General features: G+C 60.0%; 18 protein-coding genes. 8 read left to right on the top strand and 10 right to left on the bottom strand.

The genetic code is table 11. From position 1 onward, the window contains the following. Nucleotides 1-20: 20 nt before the first annotated feature. Nucleotides 21-278, bottom strand: a complete 258-nt coding sequence (locus Q4481_RS03780) for a YjhX family toxin (protein ID WP_304374953.1) — start codon at nt 276-278, stop codon at nt 21-23. 388 nt (nt 279-666) lie between these two features. Between Q4481_RS03780 and Q4481_RS03775 the strand changes: the two genes are divergently transcribed. After that, a complete protein-coding gene (locus Q4481_RS03775; protein WP_304374952.1) occupies nt 667-1,800 on the top strand; it encodes a DUF8686 domain-containing protein in 1,134 nt (377 codons plus the stop codon). A 59-nt stretch (nt 1,801-1,859) separates the two neighbouring features. Beyond that, complete coding sequence (locus Q4481_RS03770) at nt 1,860-2,372, top strand: GNAT family N-acetyltransferase (protein WP_304374951.1); 513 nt, start codon at nt 1,860-1,862, stop codon at nt 2,370-2,372. A 19-nt stretch (nt 2,373-2,391) separates the two neighbouring features. On the opposite strand, the gene Q4481_RS03765 is transcribed toward Q4481_RS03770, so the two are convergent. Beyond that, nucleotides 2,392-8,115 carry a translocation/assembly module TamB domain-containing protein gene (locus tag Q4481_RS03765; RefSeq protein ID WP_304374950.1) on the bottom strand — a complete coding sequence of 1,908 codons (5,724 nt, stop codon included), beginning with the start codon at nt 8,113-8,115 and terminating at the stop codon, nt 2,392-2,394. A 139-nt stretch (nt 8,116-8,254) separates the two neighbouring features. Further along, nucleotides 8,255-10,153 (bottom strand): autotransporter assembly complex protein TamA, encoded by a 1,899-nt coding sequence (locus tag Q4481_RS03760; protein ID WP_304374949.1) that lies wholly within the window; start codon nt 10,151-10,153, stop codon nt 8,255-8,257. A gap of 203 nt (nt 10,154-10,356) precedes the next feature. Here Q4481_RS03760 and gatB point away from each other — a divergent pair, with 203 nt between their 5' ends. The 4 genes from gatB (at nt 10,357) to Q4481_RS03740 (ending at nt 13,428) form a co-directional block, all read left to right on the top strand. After that, nucleotides 10,357-11,859, top strand: a complete 1,503-nt coding sequence (gene gatB / locus Q4481_RS03755) for an Asp-tRNA(Asn)/Glu-tRNA(Gln) amidotransferase subunit GatB (protein WP_304375087.1) — start codon at nt 10,357-10,359, stop codon at nt 11,857-11,859. Further along, on the top strand, nt 11,856-12,359 hold the full coding sequence (locus tag Q4481_RS03750) for a GNAT family N-acetyltransferase (protein WP_304374948.1): 504 nt from the start codon (nt 11,856-11,858) through the stop codon (nt 12,357-12,359). Before gatB ends, Q4481_RS03750 begins: the two co-directional genes overlap by 4 nt. 162 nt (nt 12,360-12,521) lie before the next feature. Beyond that, a complete protein-coding gene (locus Q4481_RS03745; RefSeq protein ID WP_304375086.1) occupies nt 12,522-12,920 on the top strand; it encodes an NADH:ubiquinone oxidoreductase subunit NDUFA12 in 399 nt (132 codons plus the stop codon). A 67-nt stretch (nt 12,921-12,987) separates the two neighbouring features. Beyond that, nucleotides 12,988-13,428, top strand: a complete 441-nt coding sequence (locus Q4481_RS03740; RefSeq protein ID WP_304374947.1) for a DUF2155 domain-containing protein — start codon at nt 12,988-12,990, stop codon at nt 13,426-13,428. Between the two features lie 75 nt (nt 13,429-13,503). On the opposite strand, the gene Q4481_RS03735 is transcribed toward Q4481_RS03740, so the two are convergent. The 6 genes from Q4481_RS03735 to Q4481_RS03710 all read right to left on the bottom strand — a co-directional run bounded on the left by Q4481_RS03735 (nt 13,504) and on the right by Q4481_RS03710 (nt 18,380). Continuing rightward, nucleotides 13,504-14,472 carry a DUF2167 domain-containing protein gene (locus tag Q4481_RS03735; protein ID WP_304374946.1) on the bottom strand — a complete coding sequence of 323 codons (969 nt, stop codon included), beginning with the start codon at nt 14,470-14,472 and terminating at the stop codon, nt 13,504-13,506. 82 nt (nt 14,473-14,554) lie between these two features. Next, nucleotides 14,555-15,169 carry a leucyl/phenylalanyl-tRNA--protein transferase gene (aat, locus tag Q4481_RS03730; RefSeq protein WP_304374945.1) on the bottom strand — a complete coding sequence of 205 codons (615 nt, stop codon included), beginning with the start codon at nt 15,167-15,169 and terminating at the stop codon, nt 14,555-14,557. A gap of 11 nt (nt 15,170-15,180) precedes the next feature. Then, entirely contained in the window at nt 15,181-16,527 is a 1,347-nt protein-coding gene (gene accC, locus Q4481_RS03725) for an acetyl-CoA carboxylase biotin carboxylase subunit (protein ID WP_304374944.1), read from the bottom strand. A 10-nt stretch (nt 16,528-16,537) separates the two neighbouring features. Next, a complete protein-coding gene (gene accB / locus Q4481_RS03720) occupies nt 16,538-17,029 on the bottom strand; it encodes an acetyl-CoA carboxylase biotin carboxyl carrier protein (protein ID WP_304374943.1) in 492 nt (163 codons plus the stop codon). Nucleotides 17,030-17,052: 23 nt separating this feature from the next. Next, a complete protein-coding gene (aroQ, locus tag Q4481_RS03715; protein ID WP_304374942.1) occupies nt 17,053-17,490 on the bottom strand; it encodes a type II 3-dehydroquinate dehydratase in 438 nt (145 codons plus the stop codon). 131 nt (nt 17,491-17,621) lie between these two features. Further along, the gene (locus Q4481_RS03710) at nt 17,622-18,380 is read right to left on the bottom strand and encodes a DsbA family protein (RefSeq protein ID WP_304374941.1); all 759 of its coding nucleotides are present in this window, start codon (nt 18,378-18,380) and stop codon (nt 17,622-17,624) included. Between the two features lie 165 nt (nt 18,381-18,545). Here Q4481_RS03710 and Q4481_RS03705 point away from each other — a divergent pair, with 165 nt between their 5' ends. After that, the gene (locus Q4481_RS03705) at nt 18,546-19,703 is read left to right on the top strand and encodes a pyridoxal phosphate-dependent aminotransferase (RefSeq protein WP_304374940.1); all 1,158 of its coding nucleotides are present in this window, start codon (nt 18,546-18,548) and stop codon (nt 19,701-19,703) included. 95 nt (nt 19,704-19,798) lie between these two features. On the opposite strand, the gene Q4481_RS03700 is transcribed toward Q4481_RS03705, so the two are convergent. Next, nucleotides 19,799-22,690: an Rne/Rng family ribonuclease gene (locus tag Q4481_RS03700; RefSeq protein ID WP_304374939.1), complete on the bottom strand. Its 2,892-nt coding sequence runs from the start codon at nt 22,688-22,690 to the stop codon at nt 19,799-19,801. Between the two features lie 919 nt (nt 22,691-23,609). Between Q4481_RS03700 and Q4481_RS03695 the strand changes: the two genes are divergently transcribed. Next, entirely contained in the window at nt 23,610-24,848 is a 1,239-nt protein-coding gene (locus Q4481_RS03695; RefSeq protein ID WP_377353249.1) for an N-acetylmuramoyl-L-alanine amidase, read from the top strand. Nucleotides 24,849-24,928: the final 80 nt, after the last annotated feature.

The following is a 24,928-nucleotide window of genomic DNA, read 5'->3' as shown; positions in this document are numbered from 1 at the left end:
CGGCGTTTCCTGTTTTTCGGCTAGCAGTTGTCGAGCTGTGCGCGGACGAGTGCCAGACCGCGTTCGGTTATCCGGTAGGGTTTGCCTTGTCTGGAGGCGATGGCCTTCAGCCTCTTCAGCTTGCGAAAGAGGTCGAGATCGAGACCAGGATAGATCCAGCCATCGCGGCTGAAGCAGCGGACGCTGGCGATCTTGGCTTTTTCAGATCTTGTATGTTCGATCCAGCCGCCTTGGGCGAGCAGGTGAAGGATTCGCTGTTCCGAGCGATTGATGTCCATGATGAGTATTCCGACTGGCCCTTAAAAGGGCGCAACAAACTATCCGGCGCCAAAGGCGACCGGGGTTCCTTGTTGCTGGCCATTGCGCGCTTCAAAGCGGGCAACGGCCTTCAGCGGGTCTCTTGTGTACGGAACATCCAAACTCCATCGATAGGCCCGATATAGGGCAGGCGGACCGGTTCTGCAAGATGATCCGAGCCTCCCTGTCGATGTCCGCGATGGGAGCCAAAGGGGGCATTTGTCGGCTTTGTTTTTCTGGGTAAACCCACGTCAAAATACGTATTTGATTTCTACAAGACTATGCATAAGACTAGGAATGCTATCGGGCCGGGGACAGTATTGGGCCAGAAGCTTTTATTGAGTTCATTTTAGTGGTCGGAAAAAAGCTATGTCGCAGGTCGGCGAAAGCAATCGCTATATTTCCTTGTTCGAAAGAACGTTCGAACATTACTGGTCGACCGCGCAGGATGTGCCTCTGTCGCGCCATGTGCCGCAATTGTTGCAACGGTTGAAGGAAAAATTGCACGCCGAAGGCCAGCCGCCGCAGCGGATCGATGCGGAATTGCGTCTTGCCGAGGACGGCGCGCGAATTGCCGAGACGATCGTGACGCTACGCCATGGCGGGGCGATCGAGCCGCAGACGCCGGGCCTGCCGGCACCGGCCGCGGGACCGAAGACGACGAGCCGCAAGGCGCGCACCGTTCTTCTGTTCGTGCTGACATTCATCAGCGTTGTGGCCTATTGCGGCGTCAACATCATGTTCGCCTTCGAACATCGGCATGTGCCTGTCAGCATTCCGTCGAACGCGCCGGCGACGGCCCTGACGATCGATATCGCCGTGGCCGATTTCAACAACGGCAAGCTGGTGCTGCATCTGTTGCCGATTGGCGGCGAGTTCGTGGGCAAGGATGGCAAGCTCAGCAAGGATATCAGCCTGAAGGTGGAGGGGGGCGACGGGTTCGTCGAGCATACGTTCCTCGCCAACACCGTTTTGCCGCCCATGGCCGCGACGATCGAAATCGATTCCGGCGATATCCTCAACTATCCCTTCGATCAGTATCGTGCCGAACTCGATATCGAAGCCAGTGTCGACAATCATCCCATTCCGATGCGCACGGTGCTGGACGATATTCCGCACAATCTCACGGTGACGATGGTCGAAGATGCAAGCAACCAAAAGGATGTGGGGGATATCCTCACGCTTTCCCGGTCGGGGATCGAACTGTTCGTTATCGGGCTTTCGGTGTTTTCCGTTATCGTGGTGACGCTCTGCTCCCTCTGGGTCGCCATCCATGTCATGCTGCACAATCGCGACTTCAATTTCGAGGTTCTGGTGTGGATTGCGGCCCTGCTGTTCGTGATCCCGACCATGCGCGATGCCTTGCCCGGTAATCCGCCTTACGGGTCCGCAATCGATTTCATGGTCTATTTCTGGCTTCAGGCAGCGGTCGCCATGGCAACCATCGTGCTCGTATGGGCCTGGGTGCGACGCGCAGAAGAGACGGTGCATCGAGCCGTTTAGCCACTGGCGAAAACTCTTTTCCCTTGCTAGGCTTGCACAATCATTGGCCGGGAGAATCCATGACAAGCATCCGCAATGCGCGGGAAGACGAAGCGCTTGAGCTTGCTGCCATCGGCTTGCGTGCCTGGGAGAGTGCGATCGAAGGCTGGATCGATGCCAACCTGATGCGGGACAATGCCCTGCGGGCCTTCGTCGAATTCACCCAGCAGTATTATCTGTCGATCGATGTTGCCGAAAAGGGTGGACAGATTCTGGGATGGGCGGCGCGGCAGAATCTCGACAATGCCATTACCGATCTCTGGGTCGATCCGATCTGGCAACGTCAGGGGGTCGGCGGCCTGTTGCTGCAGCAGCTGGAACAGGAAATCCGCGATCAGGAATACGACCGCGTGACGGTGGAAACCCATTCCCAGAACGGGCCGGCGCTCGCCTTTCTCAAGAACCGGGGCTACCAGATCAACTGGATGACCGCGGTCTGGTCCGACAAGCTCGACCGCGACGTCGACACGGTCGGCCTCGTCAAGATCCTGTTCGAGGAAGATGTTTCGGACCTGCCGTACGGACAGTTCTGAAACCAGCTAGCGCCGCGGCTCAATATTCCTTTTCGTAGAAGATGCCGGTGGCGGCCGAACCGTCCGAGCCGGCTTCGCCACGCAATTTCACACCTTTGCCTATATCGAGATTGATCGCCGCTTTCGAACTGTTGTCCGATTCCTGCTTCAGTTCGAGATAGGTGCGGTTGTTGAGATATTTACCAGCGGTGACTGAGGCCTTGCCACTGTCGTCGGTGCCGACGTCGAGATTATCGACGCCGAGGCCCTGACGCAGCTTGTTGAACAGGGAATTGGACTGGCCACCCGACAGTGTGGCCACAGCATCCGCAAGGATCGCGATCTGGACCGGAGAAAGACCGGTCGAGGTGCGACCGAAGATCAGCATGGCCAGCACTTCGTCCTGGGGCAGGGCAGGCGAGGATGAGAAGGTGAAAGCCGGATTGTCTGCAAGCCCGCTCACGGTTACGCTGACGGTCGTAGAACTGACGGTGCTGGTGGCGACGAGATTGAGCTCCGGCAGCATGCCGCCACCAAAACTGATGGTTCCCGAGGAGAAATCGAGCCGCTTGCCGGCGATCGCCAGGCGACCGCGCCGCATGGTAAAGCCGCCGGAGACGTTGGGTGCTGCTGATGAGCCGGTGATCGTGACGTCGCCGCCCAGTTCGGCATCGAGCCCTCGACCGCGAACGAAGATCTTGCGTGGTGCAGAGATTTTCAGGTCGAGCACCAGGCCGCTGCTCTCCTTGCCCTTGTCTTGGCTGCCGCGATCGGCGGCCAGTTCGCGGGCCTGCTCCTTGATCTCGGGCGAGGCGTTCTTGTGCTTCACCTTGATCTGCGCCAGCGACGACGGCAGCTTTTCTGGAATGGTAATGTCGGCTCGTGCAATGTTGATCGTGCCGCCGAGCCTTGGTCCCGCCAAGAGATTGCCCGTGACTTTGAGGTCTCCGGACAGTTTCGACGCGACGAGCTTGCCATCGGTATAGACGGCATTGTCGAGCTTGATTGCGAGATTGGCGGGGAAGCCGGATCCGGGCGCAAAGCCGACGGTACCGCTAACGGCGACCGAACCGCCGCCACGCAGATTGGCCGTCATCGCTTCGATCGTTGCCTGCTTGCCCGTCAAGGCCACCCGGGCATTGAGTTTCTCGAGCACGAGATTTTGCCGGATGACGGTGAGTTCCGAGCCCGATGTGGAGATGGTGCCGGAGATCTGCGGATCCGCAGCGGCGCCCGCGATCTTGAGAGCGAGTTTTGCATCTCCCTTCACAGCGATCCCCTGTTGCGCCAGGATGCCGGAGGCGACCGCGAAGGGAAGCGTTCCATCGACCGTGAGATTGAGCGGGTTGCCTTTTGCAAGACCCGCCGTGCCGCCGAGCCTGATCTGCAGCCGGTCCGGATTGGAGGCGGAAAGAACGACCGACACGACATTGTTCTCGAGCTTGCCCTTGGCGCCGATGGCAAAGGCTTTCAAACCCAGCGATTTTGTCTGGCTGGCCGCGACATTCTTCAAGGTTACATCGTAACTCACGCTCGGTGCGGCTGCGCTGCCCTTGGCCGTGATCGATGCATCGAGACTGCCTTCGGCGCCGAGCCCGGGTGAAAAGATGTTGGCGAGGCTGAGTGGCAGCGCGCGCACGCCGATCTTGAGGTCAAGCCTGTCGCCTGCAGTTCCGCTGACAGTGACATTGCCCTTGCCGGCCTCGATCGAAAGACCGTCAAGGCGGGCGCCGCCATTGAGAATCTGGATCACGGTCGGTTTCTGCAGGCGGACAGGGATCTTGCGTGGCGTGCCCTGAAAGGCGTCAAGCGCAATCGCCAGACCATCGGCGGTCTGGTTGAGGCTGCCCTTGGCGGTCAGCGGCTTGCCGTCGAAGAGTGATTTGAGGTCAAAACCGGTCTGGTTGCCGGCGCGATCGAATGCGAGAGCGAGATCGCCGATCCTGTTTTCTCCGGATGTGATTGTCTTTGCGGCAATCGTGCCGGAGATACGGCCCGCGGCGATGTCCTCGATCACCAGGTTTATCCGTGGCTGGTCGATCCGGGCGCCGGCGGCCTCGATGCCCTTGCCGCTCGCCTTGACGGTTGCGGAAATCCTGTTGTTCGAAGAGGCGATATCGATTTCGCCAGCAAGATCGCCGGATGCCTTCTGGGCTGCCAGAGCGGCCAGCAGGCCAATGTCTGGGAGATTGAATGAGACCTTGCCAGCCGGCAGAAAATTGTCGCCGAGCGCGATGGCGCCGCTGGCCGTGTTCTTTCCGATCTTTGCAGACAGGGAGGGAAGCGAGAATTGACCCTGTTTACCAACCACATCGGCGGCAATATCCACGACTTGTCCATCGAGCGATCCGTTGACCGTAATCTTTGCCGTCGGCGCAGTGGAATCTGCAACGCCGTCGAGACGGACGGTGAGATCCTTGACCTTGCGACCGGCAAGGCTTGCATCCTGCATGAGGACGGTTGCCGTGACAGGCAGGGCGGGCAGCTTGCCGGCAGCAGAGAGCGTGAAGTCTGCGGCACCCGAGGCATCGGGGAGAAGGAGACGGATGTCGGACAGCCGGCCCTTGATATCCGCACTTACATCGCCTGCCGCATAACCGGCCTTGCCGGCAGCTTCAAAGGCGTTGGTCCGAACCGACAGACTGTCGAGCTGGAAGCGATCCGGCAGCTGGCCACCGAGATCGGCGGTCAGGCCGAAATCGCCGAGTTCGGCATCCGTAGCCTTGTCAGTGCGGATCTTGCCAGCGAGCGTCGCGCTCGCAATCGGTCCTTTCAGCGTTGCTGCGATTTCGGCGCGGCCCGCGATCTTGCGCCCTCTGGTATCCAGGCTTGCGAGGGCCACATTGAGCGGGACCTGACCGGTGAGCGCGATATCAGCCGGGTTGCCACTCTCAAGACCGATCGTCCCGTTTGCGGAAAGCGCCAGGGCGTCCGTGTTGGTGGCGGTTGCCTTGAACTGCATTCGATTGTCTGCCAGCCCGCCATCGAGCTTGATGTCGAGCGGTTTCACACCAGCCGCGCCGAGAGCGGATGCGCCGAGGTCCGGAATGCCGACGGTAAAGCGGATCTCCGGCTTTGAGGCCGGTCCGGTGATTGTCGCGCTTGCCGTGACGGTGCCGGAGAGGCCTGCGCCTTCGGCAAAGCGGTTGGCGATCGCGGCCGGGAGATGATCGAGTTTCGCGGTCAGGTTCAGGTCCTTGCCGGCCGTTCCTGCGAGGGTGAGGCTGCCGCTATCGACCGCGAGCGCGAAGGCATCGATCGAGGTGACGCCCTCCTTGATCGAGATGATGGCTGGCAGCTCGAGTGCAACCGGAATGCCTCGCGGAGTGGCAGAGAGCTGCGCGATTTCGATCGCCTGGCCATCGGCGTCGTTGCGGATCGTGCCGGCCAGCGTCACCGGTGCCTGATCGTAGGTCGCATCCAGCTGGTAATTGATCTGGGCGAGTGCGCCCTCAAGCTTGAGCGTCAGATTGTCGATCGGGCCGGCTGCGGAGGAAAGCGCCTTGGCTTGGAACTGTCCGGTGAGCGTGCCGCCATTGGTGCTGTTGAAAACCAGTGCCAGATCGGGTTTGGTGATCGTGACGCCCGCAGACGAGATCGTCTCTCCCGTCGCGGCCAGATTGACGCTCAATCCATCCTTTGCCGGTTCTATCGTCGTCTTGCCGGAAAGGGCGCCCGTGGCTTCAACGCCGACAAGTGCGGCAAGGCGGCCAAGATCGCTGAGGGCGAGATCGAACTGCCCTTTCGGTTTGAAGGCGTCATCAAGTGAAAGCGCGCCTGTGATGCGGTTGGGCGCCGCCTCGAACACGATTCCGGAGAGGTTGAGAGCGCCATTGCTGCGCACGAGATCGAGCCCGCCCGTGATCGCCTGCCCCGCAAGGCTCGCGGTTAGATCAAGCCGCGCCCGGGGATCATTCGCATCCGCCTTGCCGGCAATCGTCGCGGTAAGCGCCTGCAGCGATTGGCCGGCGATCTTGCCTTCGGGGATGGCAAGTTCGAGCTTCAGATCCGGGGCGGTTACCGAACCGGACAAGGATGCGACCAGATCTGCCTTGCCGGCCAAGGTGGGCGACAGGGCGGCGAGCTCCGGTACCGTGCCCTTCAGATCGAGCGTGATGCTATCGCCATCGAGGCTGCCGGTGGCATCGATCGTTGCGAGGCCGGATTTGACCGTTGCATTGCTGAGGGCGAGATGTTCGCCGAGCGTTCCGGAAAGTTCTGCCGAGAGCGATACCGTCTCGCCGGCCCTTGCGGCGAGATCGGCAGGCAGGATGGCACCGGAACGGACAAAGGTCTTGAGCTGCGCTGTCAGCGCCTGCGTTCCGGGGATGAAACGCGCTGCAAGTGTTCCGCCGATCTCCGGGCTTTCGAGCGCCAGACGATCGATGGACCATTCCACTTCGCCGAGACGCAGCGTGGTGCGGACTTCGGCGGGTGCCGCGACCAGACGCGCAAGTGCGGGATCCGCCATGGCGATATCGGCTGCGGTCAGTCTCGCTTCGATCGTTCCTGTGCGTTTGCCGAGATCCAGATCGCCGCTTTTTGCTGTAAGGGTTACCGACCCGAACGTGCCCTGCGGCAAGGCAAGCGAGCCGATAGTTGCCGAAGCATCGAGGGTTGCGGCCGCGTAGGTGCCGGCAATCCGCATTTCCGCCGATTTGATCTTGGCAGCGAGAGAGCCGGAGGCCAGCGTCCATCCGAAATCGATCTCGCCCTGAGGTGCTTCGAGCTTGACCAGAAGATCGGCCGCCCCATTGGGATCGAGCGTGCCGCCTGCGGTCAGGATCAGGCTGTCGTTGCGTGCCTCGCCGGAGGTGATGGTGACAAGTCCGTTCGCATCGAATCCCGCTTCGAGATTGAGCAGCGTCCGCCCCGCGAACAGGCTCTTGAGGTCGGGCGGCATCAGCGCGCCGAGCTGACCGTCACCCTTGAGGACAATCGTATGCAGTCCGGTGTCGACCAGGGCATGGCGGAATTCGGCATCATAGATGCGCTGGGCATCGACATCGGCGGCGATGGTTCCCGACCAGTCGGAAAGCGGGCCCTTGCCGGCAATGTCGATGGCGACGGGAGGCAGGCCGGGCAAGGCGAGCAATCGGGCGATGATGCCGTTTTTCGGCTCGCTGATGCTGGCATTGGCCGTGAGAGACTGGCTGTTGATGCGATAGTCGAGATCGATCCTGGCCTGCGCTTCGGGCCGTTCGGCCTGCAAGGCCGTGATCTGGGCGGAAATCCGGTCCTCAACCGCCTGGGCGGAACCGGCGAGCGCGAGGACGGTTTCCTGCTTGACGAGCTCCTTGCCGAGAACAATGCGGGCCAGTTCGATCCGGTCGATTTTCACTTCCACTGGAAGCGAAAACTCTCCCGAGCTCGGTTGGGACGGCTCGATGGTCACCGGCAGGCGATCGAAACGGATGCTGTCGGCAACGAGATCGGTCGCGTGGAAGCGAAGGGTCAGCAGTTCGCGCAGCGACCAGTCGATTGCCACACCTTCGATCTCGGCGAACGGGCCCTTCGTATCGGCAAGCGTGATGCGCTTGACGCGCGTGTCACTGCCCAGAAGATTTTCGGTGCCTTCGATCGTGATCGTCAGATCTGTGGAAGACGCGAGGCGGGCGGCCTGTCCGGCAAGGAACTGGCTTCCGATGCCCGTGGCCGCCACGAACGCCAGAAAGGCAACGAGAAGCGCCAGCAGCCCTGCAAGGGTCGCGAAACTGCGTAGGATGATCTTTCGGACCAGGGAGGGCTTTGGTGCTTCAGTCATCGTTCCCGCTTCGCAACGTCACTTCATGTGGCCCAGAGGCGCATCTGGGTGTATCCGGCCGAATTTCAACTCTTCCATGCCACAACAATGCGGCCCGGTCTGGGCAATTCCCCCTCCCAACGCGATTTCGCCACCATCATCAGAAGGACTGGCCGATACCAGCATAGATACCGTAGCGGCTGCCGCCCGGATAGGGGTTGAGTGGCATCGCTACATCAAGCCGCAACGGGCCGAAGGGCGTCGCATAGCGCAGGCCGATGCCTGCACCGGCGCGGAAATCGGAAAAGCCGGGTGTCGAACTGCTCGTGACGCTGCCGACATCGATGAAGGGAACCAGACCGACACTGTCGGTGACCTTGATGCGGGTTTCGAAGGAACCCAGCAGATAGGAACGGCCGCCGAGCGCTTCGCCATCGGCATTGTAAGGGGTGATTTCCTGATAGCCGAACCCGCGTACCGATCCGCCACCACCGGCATAGAAGCGCCGCGTGGCCGGCACATCGGCGAGATCCGGGGCAAAGAGTAGCGTGCCGGCCGACAGTTTGGCGGCGAGCACGACCTGATCTTCCGAACCAAGCCCCTGGTAGGCCGACACAGACCCTTCCAGCGTGGTGAAGAAGTTATCGTGCAGGAATTCGTAGCTCGGCGTGGCGGCAAGGTTGAAGCGATAGCCGCTGGTCGGGTTGAGCTTGTCATTGCTCGCATCACGTTGCCAGCTGACGGGCTTGGACAGTGTCAGGAAGCGCGACTGGCCGTAAACCTCGTCTTCGCTCTGGTTGAGCGTGAGATCGACACCGAAGGTCGCCGTATCGATCTTCGAAAAATCATAACCGATATTCGCCTCGGCGGTGAGGGATTTCGAACGATAGCTGTCTGGGCTTTCCGCTTCCGCCGACAGGCGGGCGTTGAGTGTGGAATAGGCATCGAAAATCGCCGGCTTGGAGAATTCGAGCGCAGTTACATAAGTAAGGTCCTGGATATCCCAGGTCTCGCCAAGCCGCGAGACCGAGCCGCTCAGCTTGAGGGATTCGGCCTTGCCGAACAGGTTGCGGTGGCCCCAATAGCCCGAAAAACCAAAGCCATCGATCGACGAAAACTGCGCACCGACACCGAAATAGCGCTGCTTGCCATCCACAAGTGCGATGTCGAGCGGAATGGTGCCATCCGGCGACAACCGATCCGGTCGCGTGATTGCCACCGAGGAAAAGACGCCGAGCTTGCGCAGGCGTTCGGAGGCATCCTTGATCTCTTCCGGCGAATAGCGACGGCCCGGTTCAAGCCGCGACCAGGTCTCGACGAATTCCGGATCGACCGAGGCCGATCCATGCGCCTTGACAGTGCCGACATCTGCGACCGGGCCGCCATTGGCGCCGATGGTGATCTCGACCGTGTTGGTTTCGTGATCGGCGACCAGATTGCGTTCGGTGAGTTTGGCAAGCGGTCGGCCCTCGGCCTCTAGATCAGCGACCATACGGTTGGCGGCATTGATAACGAGGTTCGAGCCTGCCGGTCCACCCGGCACGAGCTTGTAGGCTGCCGGATCAAGCCGGGCGGCGTCGCCCGTTAAATGAATGTTGCCGATCGTAAAGGTTGGGCCAGGCTCCACCGTTACGTTGACCGGTACCGGACGATCCCGCGGGAAAACGGGGACTGCGGGCAGATTTTCGATATCGGTGCCATCGATGGCGACCTTCACAACGGCGCCGTAGCGGCCATCTTCATAGAGGCGCGCGATGAGGCGGTCGCGATCGTCGCGGGCCTTGATGACCAAACCGAGGTCGCCATTGACCGGGTCCTTGCGGTCCTGGAACAGAGCCGACGTATCCTGCAGCTCTTCATCGATGTCCTTGTCTCCGGTGGCAAGGGTCACGTCATAGCGCAGCGGATCGGTGATGGCCGGATCGGCCTCTTTTTCGAAGAATTTCCAGCCGAAAATTTCGAACGCAGCTGCCGGAGACGCAAGAAGCGTCGTGGCCAGCAGAAATGCCATGCCGATCTTTGCGCCTTCGGCACGGATGTTTCGATTCGTTTTACTCATGACACCGGATGCGAACCTGATACGAGAACTATGTTAGCAGGTTGCGCAGACGACTTGAAGCCCTTCACGGGATTGCATTTTCAGCCCGGAGATCGCAACAGGATCTATTCCGGCGATCCGGAAACGTGCCTTGGTACTTGCCTCGGTCCCCGGATTGTTTTACCGGAGAATATCCCTTGATGGCTGATGCAGAAGGCTGGAAAATGACCATTGTCGACGTCCGTACCCCCGATCCGAAACGCTTCATTCCCGGCGCCACCGGCGATTGGGAAGTGGTGATCGGCATGGAAGTCCATGCACAGGTGACCAGCAATTCGAAATTGTTTTCCGGTGCCTCGACCGAATTCGGCCGGCCGCAGAATTCCAACGTCTCGCTCGTGGATGCCGCAATGCCCGGCATGTTGCCGGTGATCAACGAGGAATGCGTCAAGCAGGCAGTTCGCACCGGTCTTGGCCTGAAGGCCCAGATCAACCATCGCTCGGTGTTCGACCGCAAGAACTATTTCTATCCGGACCTGCCGCAGGGCTACCAGATTTCGCAGTACAAGGATCCGATCGTCGGCGAAGGCAAGATCGTGATCTCACTCGGTCCGGACCGTCAGGGCCAGTTCGAAGATATCGAAATCGGCATCGAGCGGCTGCATCTGGAGCAGGATGCCGGCAAGTCGCTGCACGACCAGCATCCGACCATGTCCTATGTCGATCTCAACCGTTCGGGCGTGGCGCTGATGGAAATCGTGTCCAAGCCCGACCTGCGCTCGTCCGACGAGGCCAAGGCCTATCTCACCAAGCTTCGGACGATCCTGCGCTATCTCGGCACCTGCGACGGCAACATGGACGAAGGCTCGATGCGCGCCGACGTCAACGTCTCGGTGCGCAAGCCGGGCGGCGAATTCGGCACCCGTTGCGAGATCAAGAACGTCAACTCGATCCGCTTCGTCGGCCAGGCGATCGAATACGAAGCCCGTCGCCAGATCGCCATCCTCGAAGAGGGCGGCTCGATCGACCAGGAAACCCGCCTCTTCGACGCGGCCAAGGGCGAGACCCGCTCGATGCGTTCGAAGGAAGATGCGCATGATTATCGCTACTTCCCCGATCCGGACCTGCTGCCGCTCGAATTCGACAATGATTTCGTCGGCAAGCTTCTGGCCGATCTTCCGGAACTGCCGGACGACAAGAAGGAGCGTTTCGTCAAGGATCTCGGCCTGACCATCTATGACGCTTCGGTGCTAGTGTCGGAAAAGGCGATTGCCGATTATTTCGAAAAGCTGGCGGATGGCCGCGATGCCAAGATTGCGGCCAACTGGGTGATCAACGATCTTCTGGGTGCGCTCAACAAGGCCAGCAAGGGCATTGAAGAAACGCCGGTGTCGCCGGATCAGCTGGGCGGTATCATTGACCTGATCGCCGATGGCACCATTTCGGGCAAGATCGCCAAGGACCTGTTCGAAATCGTCTTCAACGAGGGCGGCGTACCGAGCGAGATCGTCGAGGCGCGCGGCATGAAGCAGGTGACCGATACCGGTGCGATCGAGAAGGCTGTCGATGATATCATTGCTGCCAATCCCGACCAGGTCGCCAAGGTCAAGGCCAAGCCGACGCTGGCTGGCTGGTTCGTTGGCCAGGTGATGAAGGCAACCGGCGGCAAGGCCAATCCGCAGGCGGTGCAGGCGCTCGTCAAGGCCAAGCTCGGGATCGAGGAATGACCTTCTTCGTCCGGTCCGCTTCGGAGTCCGACCTCGCCCGCGTGTCGGACCTGTTGCGGGCGACATGGCACGCGACCTACGATTCGATCTACGGTGCCGAAAAGGTGGAAGCGCTGACAAAGGCCTGGCATTCCGTGGCCGCGCTGTCGGCAAAACTCGCGCGGCCGCATTCCGAATTCGTGGTTGCCGACGATGGCAGGCGCATCGGCGGCATGGCCTATGCGTCCATGTCTGCCACCGAGAAGAAGACGGCGATGTTGCACCAGCTCTATGTGCATCCGGATCTGCAGGGGCAGGGCATCGGTCGCGACCTTTTCGCCGAAGTCGAAACCTGTTTTCCCGATGCCGAGCGCATGAAGCTCGAAGTGTCGCCAGAAAATGCCAAGGCCATCCGATTCTACGAGGGGCTGGGCTTTGCCGAGGTCGGGCGGACCGAAAATTGCGCTGCCGACCAATCGGGTCTGCCGGCGCTTATCTTCGAAAAGACGCTCGCCTTCTGAGGCCAGCCGCTCCATTTCGAGCGTGGCAAAAGAGCCGTTGAAACTTTGGTATTTCCGGCGCTTCCAACTTCAAACAAGGCTGGACTTTCCACGCTGTCGGCGGCATAAGCGAGTGTCTGAACCGGGTCTCGCGCGACTCCCGGAAATGAATGTCAGGACCCGATCATGAAATTTCTCGTGCAGTTTTTCACCTGGTGGAACGGACAGACGGCTGGTACGCGCCTGCATACCTGGCGTCATGGCAAGCGGGTTGGCCAGGATGAATTCGGCAATACCTATTATCAAGGCGGGAAGGACCCCGAAGGCCGTACGCGCCGCTGGGTGATCTATAACGGCTATGCCGATGCGTCCAAGATTCCGGTGGCCTGGCATGGCTGGATGCATCATCGCACCGATACGCCGCCGACCGACGAGAGCTACAAGGCGCGCGAATGGCAGAAGCCGCATCAGGCCAACAAGACCGGTACCGCTTTCGCCTATCGGCCGAAGGGTTCGATGGCGGCTGGCGGCGAACGCCCGCGGGTGACCGGCGACTACGACGCCTGGACGCCGCGCGGCTGACATCCTCTTGCGGCCATATTTGCGCTTTATCGCTCACGCGATGACCAGCGTGCGGAAACGAGGCGACATGAACGGATTTTCGATCAATCGTGCAGCGGCTTTTGCCGTTGCCGCTCTTGCTGCAACCATCGTCATGCCGGTGGGTCTGGCGCAGGCCGAGAAGATCAAGAATCCCGTCGCCGTCTTTGCCGGTCTCGACAAGATCACCGGCCGCACCACCACATTCGATGTCTATATCGATGAGACCGTTCAGTTCGGCGCGCTTCAGGTGACGCCGCGCGTCTGCTACAGCCGCGACGAGACCGAAGCGCAGAAGATCTCTTCCTTCGTGGAAGTCGATGAGATCACGCTCGATCGCAAGATTCGCCGGATCTTTACGGGCTGGATGTTTGCCGCTTCGCCGGGTCTGAATGCCGTCGACCATCCGGTCTATGACGTCTGGCTCACGGGCTGCAAGCAATCATCCGATGTGCCGGCGCCGAGCGAGACGGAAACCAAGAGCCAGTAGGCTTTAGAAGTCATCTTCTATAACGGAGACTTGGCGCGAAGGGTGACGCGCTCTGCATCACCCTTCAGATAAGAATCACGCGTCCTGATCTTTGTTTTCCGGCTCTGCCACGGTCTGAGCCACCGGTTCCGGTTGCTTGCGGCGGAAGAGGCCGAGGACCGGCTTCAGAAGCGCGCCCAGCGCCAGGACGACGACAACACCGGCCTTCTTGAAGAAGGCAAGGAAGATCGCCAGGAAGCCGAGCTTTGCGGCAATCTTGGCGCCGGCGCCGGCTGCGATCAGCCCGCCCAGCCCGTAGGCCGCAAGCTTGTCGCCTTCCACATAGTCATCATAGGCCTTGCCCGGATTGAAGGCGATGATATCCATGGTCGGCTCGATGCTCTGCTTGACCTGTTCGAGCTGATCCATGCCGGCGACAAAATTGAGACCCACGACGCCCTCACGGCCTAGAACCCGCATCTGGTAATTCAGTGTGTGGGGAGTTGCCTGATCGGTGCCGAAGAGCAGATCGCGCGCCCAATGCAGCACATGCCTGTCGCGGTCGTAGTGAGGCGGCGAGGCCCAACCCACCAGCGTAATCGGTTCATAGCCCTCTTTTGTGCGCTCGGGATTGGCATCCAGCGTCTGTTGCTTCAGATCGGCCAGAACGGCGTCGAAATTGGTTGCGGCCGCATCATCATCCGATACGTGTCCCTCTTCATCCCAGGTGATGATACTGCCCCAGGCCCCCTGAGATTCGGGCGCAAACTGGACGGGGAAAATCATGCCGAGCGTGCCATTGGCGGCACCCGGCGGGTTACCCCAGATCTTCACCAGCACCTTTTCGGTGTCCTCACCGCCAAGATAATAGAAATCTTTTCCAAGCTTCAGGCTGGCCTCTGCGACCGGCAGATCGATCTTGCCCTGCTGAAAATCGATCGTCTTGACGATCTCGGCGAGCTCGGGGTTTTCCGGCAGCTTGCCGAAAAGTTCCTGGTAAGTCGCGGCCTGGGATGTGGAGGAAAGGGATGCGAACAGCGCAAAAAACAGGACAAGAAGTTTCATTTGGACTCCATGGAATAGGCTTGCACTATCTTATCGGGAGTCGAATAAATCAAGAGTTGCAAAGTGATCCGGACCGTTTTTGTCAGAAATTGAGGTCGGGCGATTCCATGGCCGCGGCCAGCAGCTTCTCATATTGCTTTCGCGGCACATCGATGGCGCCGAAGGTCTTCAGGTGATCGGTGGTGAACTGGGTATCGAGAAGGGTGAAGCCCTTTTCCTTCAACCGTTCGACCAGATGGACCAGGCAGATTTTCGAGGCGTTGGTACGACGGGAGAACATGCTCTCACCGAAAAAGGCGGAGCCGAGCGAGACGCCATAGAGGCCGCCGACCAGTTCGTTGCCCTCCCAGGCCTCGACACTATGGGCATAGCCCATCTTGTGCAGTTCGCCGTAGAGCAGAAGGATGAGTGGATTGATCCAGGTGGTCGGGCGATCCGCTGCCGGTTCGGCGCAGAGGCGCATGACACGATCAAAGGCGGTGTTGTATCGGATCTCGAAGGGCTTAGCGCGGATTGCCTTGGCCAGGCTCCGGGAAACATGGAAGCAATCGAGAGGGATGATGCCGCGGAGTTTGGGCTGCACCCAGAAGATATCCGGGTCATCAGCAGATTCCGCCATCGGAAAGAGGCCGCTCGCATAGGCGCGCAGCAGAATGTCAGGGGTGATGGCAGGCATATCCGATGAGGAGCGTGCCATCACCCGATCCGTCAGGCCGACGTTTCAGCCAGGTAGTTTTCCAGCCAGTGGATATCATAATCGCCATTGGCAATATCCGGGTTGGAAACCAGATCCTGGAACAGCGGCAGCGTGGTCTTGATACCGTCGATGACGAACTCGTCGAGCACGCGGCGCAGGCGCATCAGGCATTCGACGCGGGTGCGTCCATGCACGATGAGCTTGCCGATCAGGCTGTCGTAATAGGGCGGGATCTTGTAGCCGGCATAGGCACCGGAATCGACGCGAACGCCAAGACCGCCGGGGGCATGGAACAAAGTGATCGTGCCGGGCGAGGGCACGAAGGTGCGCGGATCCTCGGCATTGATACGGCATTCGATGGCGTGGCCCGAGAATTCGATCTCGTCCTGGGTCACCGACAGGCCATTGCCCGACGCCACCCGGATCTGCTCATGCACGAGATCGATGCCGGTGATGGCTTCGGTAACCGGATGTTCCACCTGAAGGCGGGTGTTCATTTCGATGAAATAGAACTCGCCATTCTCATAGAGGAACTCGATGGTGCCAGCGCCGCGATATTTGAGCTTCTTCATCGCGTTGGCGCAGATCTCGCCGATCCGTTTGCGCTGTTCGACATTCAGTGCCGGGGAGTTGGCTTCTTCCCAGACCTTCTGGTGACGACGCTGTAGCGAGCAATCGCGTTCACCGAGATGGATCGCGTTGCCAGCGCCATCGCCGAACACCTGGATTTCGATATGACGCGGCTTGTCGAGATACTTTTCCATGTAAACGGAATCGTTGCCGAACGCGCTTGCCGCTTCGCCGCGGGCCGTATTGAAAGCTTCGAGCAGATCGTCTTCGCTGCGCGCAACCTTCATGCCGCGACCGCCGCCGCCGGCAGTCGCCTTGATCAGCACCGGATAGCCGATTTCCCGCGCGGTCTTGAGGGCATCGGCTTCGGTGGCAACTTCGCCAGCCGAACCCGGGACCACGGGAATGCCGAGATCCTTGGCTGTCTGCTTGGCGGTGATCTTGTCACCCATGATGCGGATATGGTCAGCGGTCGGGCCGATGAAGGTGATGCCGTGCGCGTCGAGAATATCGGCGAACTTGGCGTTTTCCGACAGGAAGCCGTAACCCGGATGCACGGCGTCGGCGCCGGTGATTTCGCAGGCGGCGACGATTTGGTGGATGTTCAGATAGGAATCGCGCGAGGGCGGCGGACCGATGCAGACGCTCTCGTCGGCGAGGCGGACATGCATGGCATCCGAATCGGCAGTCGAATGCACGGCCACGGTTGCGATGCCCAACTCCTTGCAGGCCCGGAGGACACGAAGCGCGATTTCACCGCGATTGGCTATGAGGATTTTGGAAAGCATCGCGATCCGCCTATTCGATGATCAGGAGCGGTTCGCCGAATTCGACGGGCGCCGCATCTGAAACGAGGATGGCTGCGATCTTGCCGCTGCGCGGAGCCGGAATCTGGTTCATCGTCTTCATGGCTTCGATGATGAGCACGGTCTGGCCTTCCTTGACGGTTGAGCCGACTTCGACGAACGGAGCCGAACCCGGTGCCGGAGCATGGTAGCAGGTGCCGACCATCGGCGAGGCGAGGGTGAAGCCAGCCGGTGCGGCAGCCTTGGCGGGCTCGGCAGCCGCGGCGGCCGGTGCGGCGACCGCAGGGGCGGCAGCCGGCATGGCTGCCATCGGCGGGGCGTACGCAGGATAGGAAGCCTGTGCGAAAACAGGCTGGCTGTTGCGCGAAACCCGGATCCGGAGGTCGTCCTGTTCAACTTCGATCTCGGTCAGATCGGTATCCTTGAGGATGTTGGCGAGATCGCGGATGAGCGCTTGATCGATACCCGACTTTTTGTCAGCCATTGTTCTGAATTTCCCGGTTCTTGTTATTGGATCAACGATTTGGCAGCCTGAAGCGCCAGTATATAGGAATTCGGTCCGAAGCCGCAGATCACGCCTTTGACGGCGGGTGCGGTCCAGGTCTTGTGCCTGAATTCCTCGCGTGCATGGATGTTCGACAGATGCAGTTCGATGACCGGCACCGAGATGGCCCGGATGGCATCGTGGAGCGCGATCGAAGTATGACCGTAAGCGCCCGGATTGATGCAGACGGCAGCTGCCTTATCATCCGCCTCGTGCAGCCAGTCGACGAGAACGCCTTCATGGTTCGTCTGGCGAAAATCGACCTTCAGGCCGAGTTCGGCTGCGCTGGCATGGCAATCGGCTTCGATGGTTGCGAGCGTCTTGCCGCCATAGATGCCTGGTTCCCGTTTCCCAAGCATGTTGAGGTTCGGGCCGTTCAGGACAAATATTGTTGAGCTCATGAACTCTTTTCCGTGGTCACACAATCCCCTCCTATAAACCGAGCGGCCCCGGAGGGAAAGGGGCGAAACCGCCGGTTCTTGTTGTCCACAAGATCCGGCGGTGCGTATTCAGGTTGGTTAGGTCGATTTGCTCAGCAGGTCGTCTTGCCGCACTGGCCGACATTGGCGATCTTCTGGTTGATCGCTTCCGCACCGATGGCGCCGAAAATGGCTTCGTTACCGACCACGTAGGAGGGGGTGCCCGAAATGCCGAGCTTGCGGGCCAAAAGTTCGGTCGCCTGGGCATCCGAATCGTCGTCCTTGGCCATTTCAGCGCGCAGCTTTTCTTCGGAAACGCCAAGAGAGGTTGCCACTTCGATCGCCACATCCTCATCGGCGCGCTCTTCGCTGCCAAGAAGCATACGATGGAAATCGGCATATTTTTCCGGGGCGATCTTGCGGAAGGCGTTCGAGACCTTGTGGGCCGCAACGGAAGCCGGTCCGAGGATCGGCAATTCCTTCAAGACGAAACGGACATCCGGATTGGACTTGATGATCGTGTCCATATCCGACATCGCCCGCTTGCAATAGCCGCAGTTGTAATCGAAGAATTCAACGATCGTGATCTTGCCGTTGGGATTGCCCAGCGACATGTCATTGGCACTGGTGAAAATCTCGGCGTGGTTCTCCTGGACAGCAACCTCGGCCTGTTTGAGGCGCGCCTGATACTGCTTCATTTCAAGCGCCTGCTGTACCTCGATCATCACTTCCGGATGCTCGATCAGATATTCGCGGATGAATTCCCCGATTTCCTTCTTCTGGGCGTCGTCCAGCGCGCTTGCCGGCGCGACCGGCGCAAGAAGCGCCACGAGCGCAAGCGCGGAGGAGGAAATCAATGTTTTCAGTGTCATGTCGAGCTTCCCTTTTAACCGCGAGGCGGTGCAGGCTGTTTTGTTCTTCTATAATGGCAGGATTTGGGTTTCGAAACTGAAATATGTGCCTGCGTCGAAGTCTCGCGGGATTGTGATCGGCAGCTGAAATCAGTTAGAGGAGCGGCATTCATAGGAGTTCTGATCGTGTCCAGCCTGTCCCGCCGCAGTGAAGTCGAGCCTTTCCATGCCATGGACGTTCTCGCAGAAGCGCTCAAGCTCAAGGCCAAAGGTGTCGATGTCGTCTCGATGGCGGTCGGGCAGCCCGGGCATCCGGCACCCGAAAAAGTGCTGGTGGCCGCGCGCCAGGCGCTCGAGAACGGTCGGCTCGGCTACACGGATGCGCTTGGAACCTCGCCTTTGCGGAGGGCGATTGCCGATCATTACCAACGCCGGTATGGGGTCAGTATCGATCCCGGTCGCGTGGCCGTGACGACCGGGTCTTCTGCCGGCTTCAATCTGGCCTTTCTGTCGCTGTTCGATGTCGGCGACTGGGTGGCGATCGCGCGACCGGGTTATCCGGCCTATCGCAACATTCTCAAGGCCCTGGGGTTGAACGTGCTTGAGGTTGCGGTCGATGAGGCGTCGGGCTTCACGCTCTCGCCAGCGGGACTGGAAGCGGCCGAAACGGTTGCCGGGTGCCGTCTCAAGGGCGTTCTTCTCGCGAGCCCTGCCAATCCGACCGGCACGGTCACAGGCAGGGCCGGTCTGAAGGCGCTATCAGACTGGTGCCGGGAGCGCGCGGTGCATTTCATTTCCGACGAGATCTATCATGGTCTGACATTTGCGGGCGAGGAGACTTCGGCGCTCGAACTGACCGACAGTGCCATCATTATCAACTCGTTTTCGAAATACTATTGCATGACCGGCTGGCGGATCGGATGGATGGTGCTGCCGGAAACTCATGTGCGCGCGTTCGAATGCCTGGCGCAAAGCCTCTATATTTCGCCGCCCGAACTGTCGCAGATTGCCGCCGTTGCTGCACTCGAAGCCGGGCCGGAGCTCGAACAGGTCAAGGAGAGCTACAAGGCGAACAGGATGTTGCTCGCCGAGCGGCTGCCGGCGCTCGGTCTGCCGCTGCTGTCGCCGGCCGACGGCGCCTTCTATGCCTATGTCGATATTTCCCGCTACAGCAATGACAGTATGGATTTTGCTCGGCGCATGCTCAGCGAAATTCATGTCGCGGCGACGCCTGGCATCGATTTCGATCCGCTCGATGGCCACCGGGCGATGCGCTTTTCCTATGCCGGTTCCGGAGCGGATATGCAAAAGGCGATCGATCGCCTGTCCGGCTGGCTGCGATAGGGGCCTTTCTTCTACAATCGATCAAAACAAAAGGCCCGGTTAAAACCGGGCCTCGTTTTTTGCTTTAACTTCCCTTCACAAGTCGTTCAAGGAAATCAAAGAAACCCCCTTTTGTTCCACCAGCCGGACTTCTTCGGCTTGTCGTCTGCGGTGGCATCTGATGAGGAAACGACCACTGGCTCGGAGGCCTTGATGGCGGCTTCGCCACGGTTTGAACGCGCCTTCGGTTCTTCGGTGGTTGCTTCTTCGACGGTGGGTTCGGCCGGCGTTTCGGCTGCTGCTTCGACCACCGGTGCCGGTTCAGCTGCGACCGGTTCTTCGGCCGGAGCTGCAGGCTCTTCGACCTTCGCAGGTTCGGAAGTCGCAGCTTCCGCCTTGGTTGCCTTGGGCTTGCGTGCACGCCGCGGCTTGGCTGCAGGAGCCTCTTCGACAGCAGCAGGCGCTTCGCTTGCGACAACCTCGGCAACCGCTTCCGCCTCGGCGGTTACGACCTCGGCGGCAGCTTCGGTTTCCGCTGCGTCAGTTGCTTCATCGGCGGCAGAGGTTTCGCCGTTCTCGCCTTCCTCGCGACCACGACGGCCACCGCGCTTGCCGCGACGGCGACGCTTGCGGCTTTCCGATTCGCTCGACGCCTTTTCGGCCTGGGCGTTGGCTTCCGTTACGGAAGCCTCCTCCGCTTCAGCACCGTTCTCCTCGTCGGAACCATCATCGTCCTGATCGTCGGAGAGATCAGAAGCGGTTGCGCTGCTGGTCTCGCCTTCGCCGGCACCATTGCGGTTGCCGCCGCGACGCCGACGCCGACGCTTCTTCTTCTTGCCGGGCTGATCCTCGGATTTCGCCTGGGCCGGCTGGCTGGCGGCCGGCTTTTCTGCGACTTCCTCTTCTTCTTCCTCGAATTCCGGAATTTCCGGATCATCCTCTTCCTCGACCGGGAAGTGGATCAACTGCTCGATCTTGACCGGGTTTTCGACCGCTTCCTTGCGTTCGATCACGAAATGCTGGGTCGTCACTTCGGCATCGGCTTCGATGACGATCGAAACACCGAAACGGTTTTCGTAATCGACAATGGTCGAGCGCTTGTGGTTGAGGAGGTAGAGTGCTGTTTCCGGCAGCGTCCGCACTTCGATATTGTGCGTCGTGCTCTTGAGCAGGAACTCCTCGATGCCGCGCAGAACATGCAGGGCGACGGAGGATTGCGAACGCACATGGCCGGTGCCGCCGCAATGGCTGCAGACCTGCATGGTGCTTTCGAGCACGGAAGCGCGGATGCGCTGGCGCGACATTTCCAGAAGGCCGAAATGCGAGATCCGACCGACCTGAATGCGGGCGCGATCGTTCTTCAGATGGTCCTTGAGGCGCTTTTCGACGAGGCGATTGTTGCGCTTCTCTTCCATATCGATGAAGTCGATCACGACGAGACCGGCAAGGTCGCGCAGGCGCAGCTGGCGGGCGACTTCTTCCGCCGCCTCGAGATTGGTCTGCAGCGCCGTATCCTCGATCGAATGTTCGCGGGTCGAGCGGCCCGAATTGACGTCGATGGCGACGAGCGCTTCGGTCTGGTTGATGATGATGTAGCCACCGGATTTCAGCGTCACCTGCGGCTGCAGCATACGATCGAGCTGGGCTTCGATGCCGGCGCGCGAGAAGATCGGATGAAGATCGCGGTAGGGCTGAACCACCTTGGCGTGGCTCGGCATCAGCATCTTCATGAAGTCCTTGGCTTCGCGATAGCCATCTTCGCCGGCGACGATGATCTCGCTGATATCCTTGTTGTAAAGGTCGCGGATCGAGCGCTTGATCAGCGATCCTTCCTCATAGACCAGGCAAGGGGCAGTGGAGGCGAGCGTCTTGGTCCGCACATTCTCCCACAGGCGCATCAGATATTCGAAATCGCGCTTGACCTCGGCCTTGGTGCGGTTGGCACCCGCCGTGCGCAGGATGACGCCCATGCCCTGCGGCACTTCGAGATCGCGGGCGATTTCCTTGAGGCGCTTGCGGTCCTGCGGGCTGGTGATCTTGCGGGAGATGCCGCCACCGCGCGCCGTGTTCGGCATCAGGACCGAATAGCGTCCGGCAAGCGACAGATACGTCGTCAGCGCGGCACCCTTGTTGCCGCGTTCTTCCTTGGCGACCTGTACGAGCAGGATCTGCCGGCGCTTGATCACTTCCTGGATACGGTATTGCTTGCGCGGCTTGCGTGAGACGCGATCCGGAACCTCTTCCATCGCATCTTCAGCGCCAACCGATTCGATGACTTCCTTTTCCTCGTCGCCATCGTCGTCGTCGTCATCATCGTCGTCGCGACCACGGCGGGGCGCGTCTTCCGACACGGATTCGACATCCATGGCCATGGCCATGGCCGGCGGCGTGGAGCCGTCATCGCTGTCCGAACCTTCGCTTGTGGTTTCGGTTACGGTTTCTTCCGTCTTGGCCTTCTTGGCGCGCGGCTTGCGAACGCGCTTGGGCTTTTCGGCCGGCGCTTCTTCGGCAACGGCCTCGGCAGAGACCGGGGCTTCCACCTCAGGCTGCGGCTCGATAGCTTCGGACTCTTCCGCAACAGCGACAGGGGCAGGCTGGCCGAGCCAGGTGCTTACGGCGGGCTGGACATCTTCTGCATGTTCGTCAGATGCAACCGGCCATGCTTCCGGAGCCGATGTGGGAGCCGTCGGTGCCGGTTCGAAATCGTCATCACGACGATGTTCTTCGGCTTCGGCCCTCAGAAGGGCCTGCCGGTCGGCAAGCGGGATCTGATAATAGTCGGGGTGAATTTCTGCAAAGGCCAGAAAGCCGTGGCGATTGCCGCCGTAATCCACGAATGCCGCCTGCAGAGACGGTTCCACCCGGGTGACCTTGGCAAGGTAGATATTGCCACGGATCTGTTTCTTGTGTTCGGATTCGAAATCGAACTCTTCTATGCGGTTGCCGCGTACGACGACTACGCGCGTCTCCTCTGAGTGAGACGCGTCGATAAGCATTTTGTCTGCCATGAAACTTTCGCTCCTCGGCAAGGAAAGACGGGGGGCCGAACTGCGATCCCTGGGGCGCGTGATTCGGGGGCCGGATTTTCTGTGCCGAATTTTCTAGTTCTCGCGGATAACGCATGAAACAGGGGGCGACAGGAAACCGTCCAATCCGGGTTTCCACTCTGTGTCGCTGCACTCAAAATTCCCTGTGCCAAAGGCGAATGACCAAACGAGAATGCCAATGTCCAAGACCGTGAGGTCCAATGAATTTGCCCGGAGACCGGACGGTTGGCGGCGCGCCGCCGATAAATTGCCGGAAACCACGATGGTTTCTTGCGCAAAGGAACCCAAGATGAGCACGGTTCGTCGGCAGATGAGCCCACTTGTCAGGCGCCGAAACCATTCGGCTGGCGGCCACTCAAGCGACTCCATCCCGTCTTCGCTTTTCATCTCTCACGTATCTTCTATGGTTTATCTTGTTCAATATCAAGAGGTGACGCAAATCCGTCACAATATTGCTGAATTTGGGCCCGTCGCGCGCCGACATCCGAACTTCGTTTCGGTGACGAGCGGTCGGGGGTGTGAAGTTTGCCGAGCGACGCTATAAGGGGGAATCACACGCTTATACCAAGCGTCAACGATAGAAACCGATTGCTTGGGACCGGACGCCGTCATCCGACGAGGAGCATACCAGAGAGCGATGCAGAGGTATCGGTCGAGGATTGCGACAAAGTCGGGGACGGATGTCCGGCCCATCCGGAGGACCGGGCGCTTTTGGCTTCCGGACATTGTCGAAAATCCGCGCCGGACCTTTTGGTCCGTCTGTGGTTTTCTCCTCGCCGGAAACCAAAATCGCTCTGGCGCAATCGGTTCCTATCATCGACGCTTGGTATTAGCCGGAAACCCGCGGCGTCTTATGCGACAACGGCTCAAGAATTGGAAAATGCCAGGAATGTCTCGCAATTTTCTGCAGAAGATCCTGTTCTTCGCACTATTGTGGCTGATTCCGGCCATCGTGGTTGCGACCGAAACACAGTCAAGGAACAGCCTGATTGCGTTCGGCGGGCGTGTGGCGAGCGATGATGCGCGTGGCCGGCTAGTGATCGAATTCGACCGCAAGCCGGAATTCACCCTCCATTACACATCCAATCCGAACCGGATCGTCATTGATCTTGCCGAGACCCATTTCGCTTTTTCCGAGACCGAACTCGAACCGATCGGTCTCTTTGCCGACATTCGCTATGGCACGATGGGCGAGAATGCCTCCCGCATCGTGCTGACGATGCATCGCCCGGCCAAGGCCGTTCTGGCCGAAGTGCAGCCGAATGAAAGCAGCCAGGGCTTTCGCCTCGTGATTGATTGCGAGGTTATCCCGCAGAAGGATTACACCACACTTGTCGAAACCCAGGCCTGGACCGGTCGGGAAAGTTCCGTCGAAGGGAAAGGCGATCGGGTAGGGGATGCCGCCCCCGCTCCGGAGGGTGGTGATTATCTCGTCGCCGTCGATGCCGGTCACGGTGGGATCGATGCCGGGGCGCAGGGCGCCGTGACGAAAGTGGACGAGAAGGACGTGACACTCGCCTTCGCCAAGGACCTTGCCGACAGGCTGAATGCAATCAAGGGTGTTCGTGCCTTCCTGACCCGCGAGGACGATACGTTCATCTCTCTGTCCGAGCGCGTGGTGATCGCGCGTCAGCGCGGCGCCAAGCTGTTCATTTCCCTGCATGCCGATACCTTGCGGCAGAAGGATATTCGCGGCGCGACCGTCTATACCATATCGGACAAGGCGTCGGACCTTCTCGCCGCCGGTCTGGCCGAGCGGGAAAACCTCTCCGACGGTATTGCCGGCATTCAAGTGAATGACGAGCCGGAAGAGGTGACCGATATTCTGATCGATCTGACCCGGCGCGAGACCCAGGCCTTTTCCATCCGCATGGCGGAAAGCGTGGTGAAATCCTTCGAAGGACAGATCACCCTGATCAACAATCCGCTCCGGCATGCCGGCTTCCGGGTGCTGCAGGCGCCGGATGTGCCCTCCATCCTTCTTGAACTGGGATTCCTTTCGAATCCGGAGGATGAGAAGCTGCTGACCGATCCGGAATGGCAGGCAAAGGTGGCGACGCTGCTTTCGGATGCGGTGGGACGTTATCTCAAGGAATCCGGTGTTGCCGTCGCGAACTGACTGCGATTAGGCCGGGAAAACCGGCACCGGCCCTATTTTCCTCACATTCGGATCGGTAAGGACGTATCGGCAAGAACCGG

The sequence above is a fragment of the Fluviirhizobium alvei genome (genome assembly GCF_030551875.1).
Lineage (GTDB): Bacteria > Pseudomonadota > Alphaproteobacteria > Rhizobiales > Rhizobiaceae > Rhizobium_E > Rhizobium_E alvei.
This window is presented reverse-complemented; position numbering and strand designations above follow the sequence as displayed.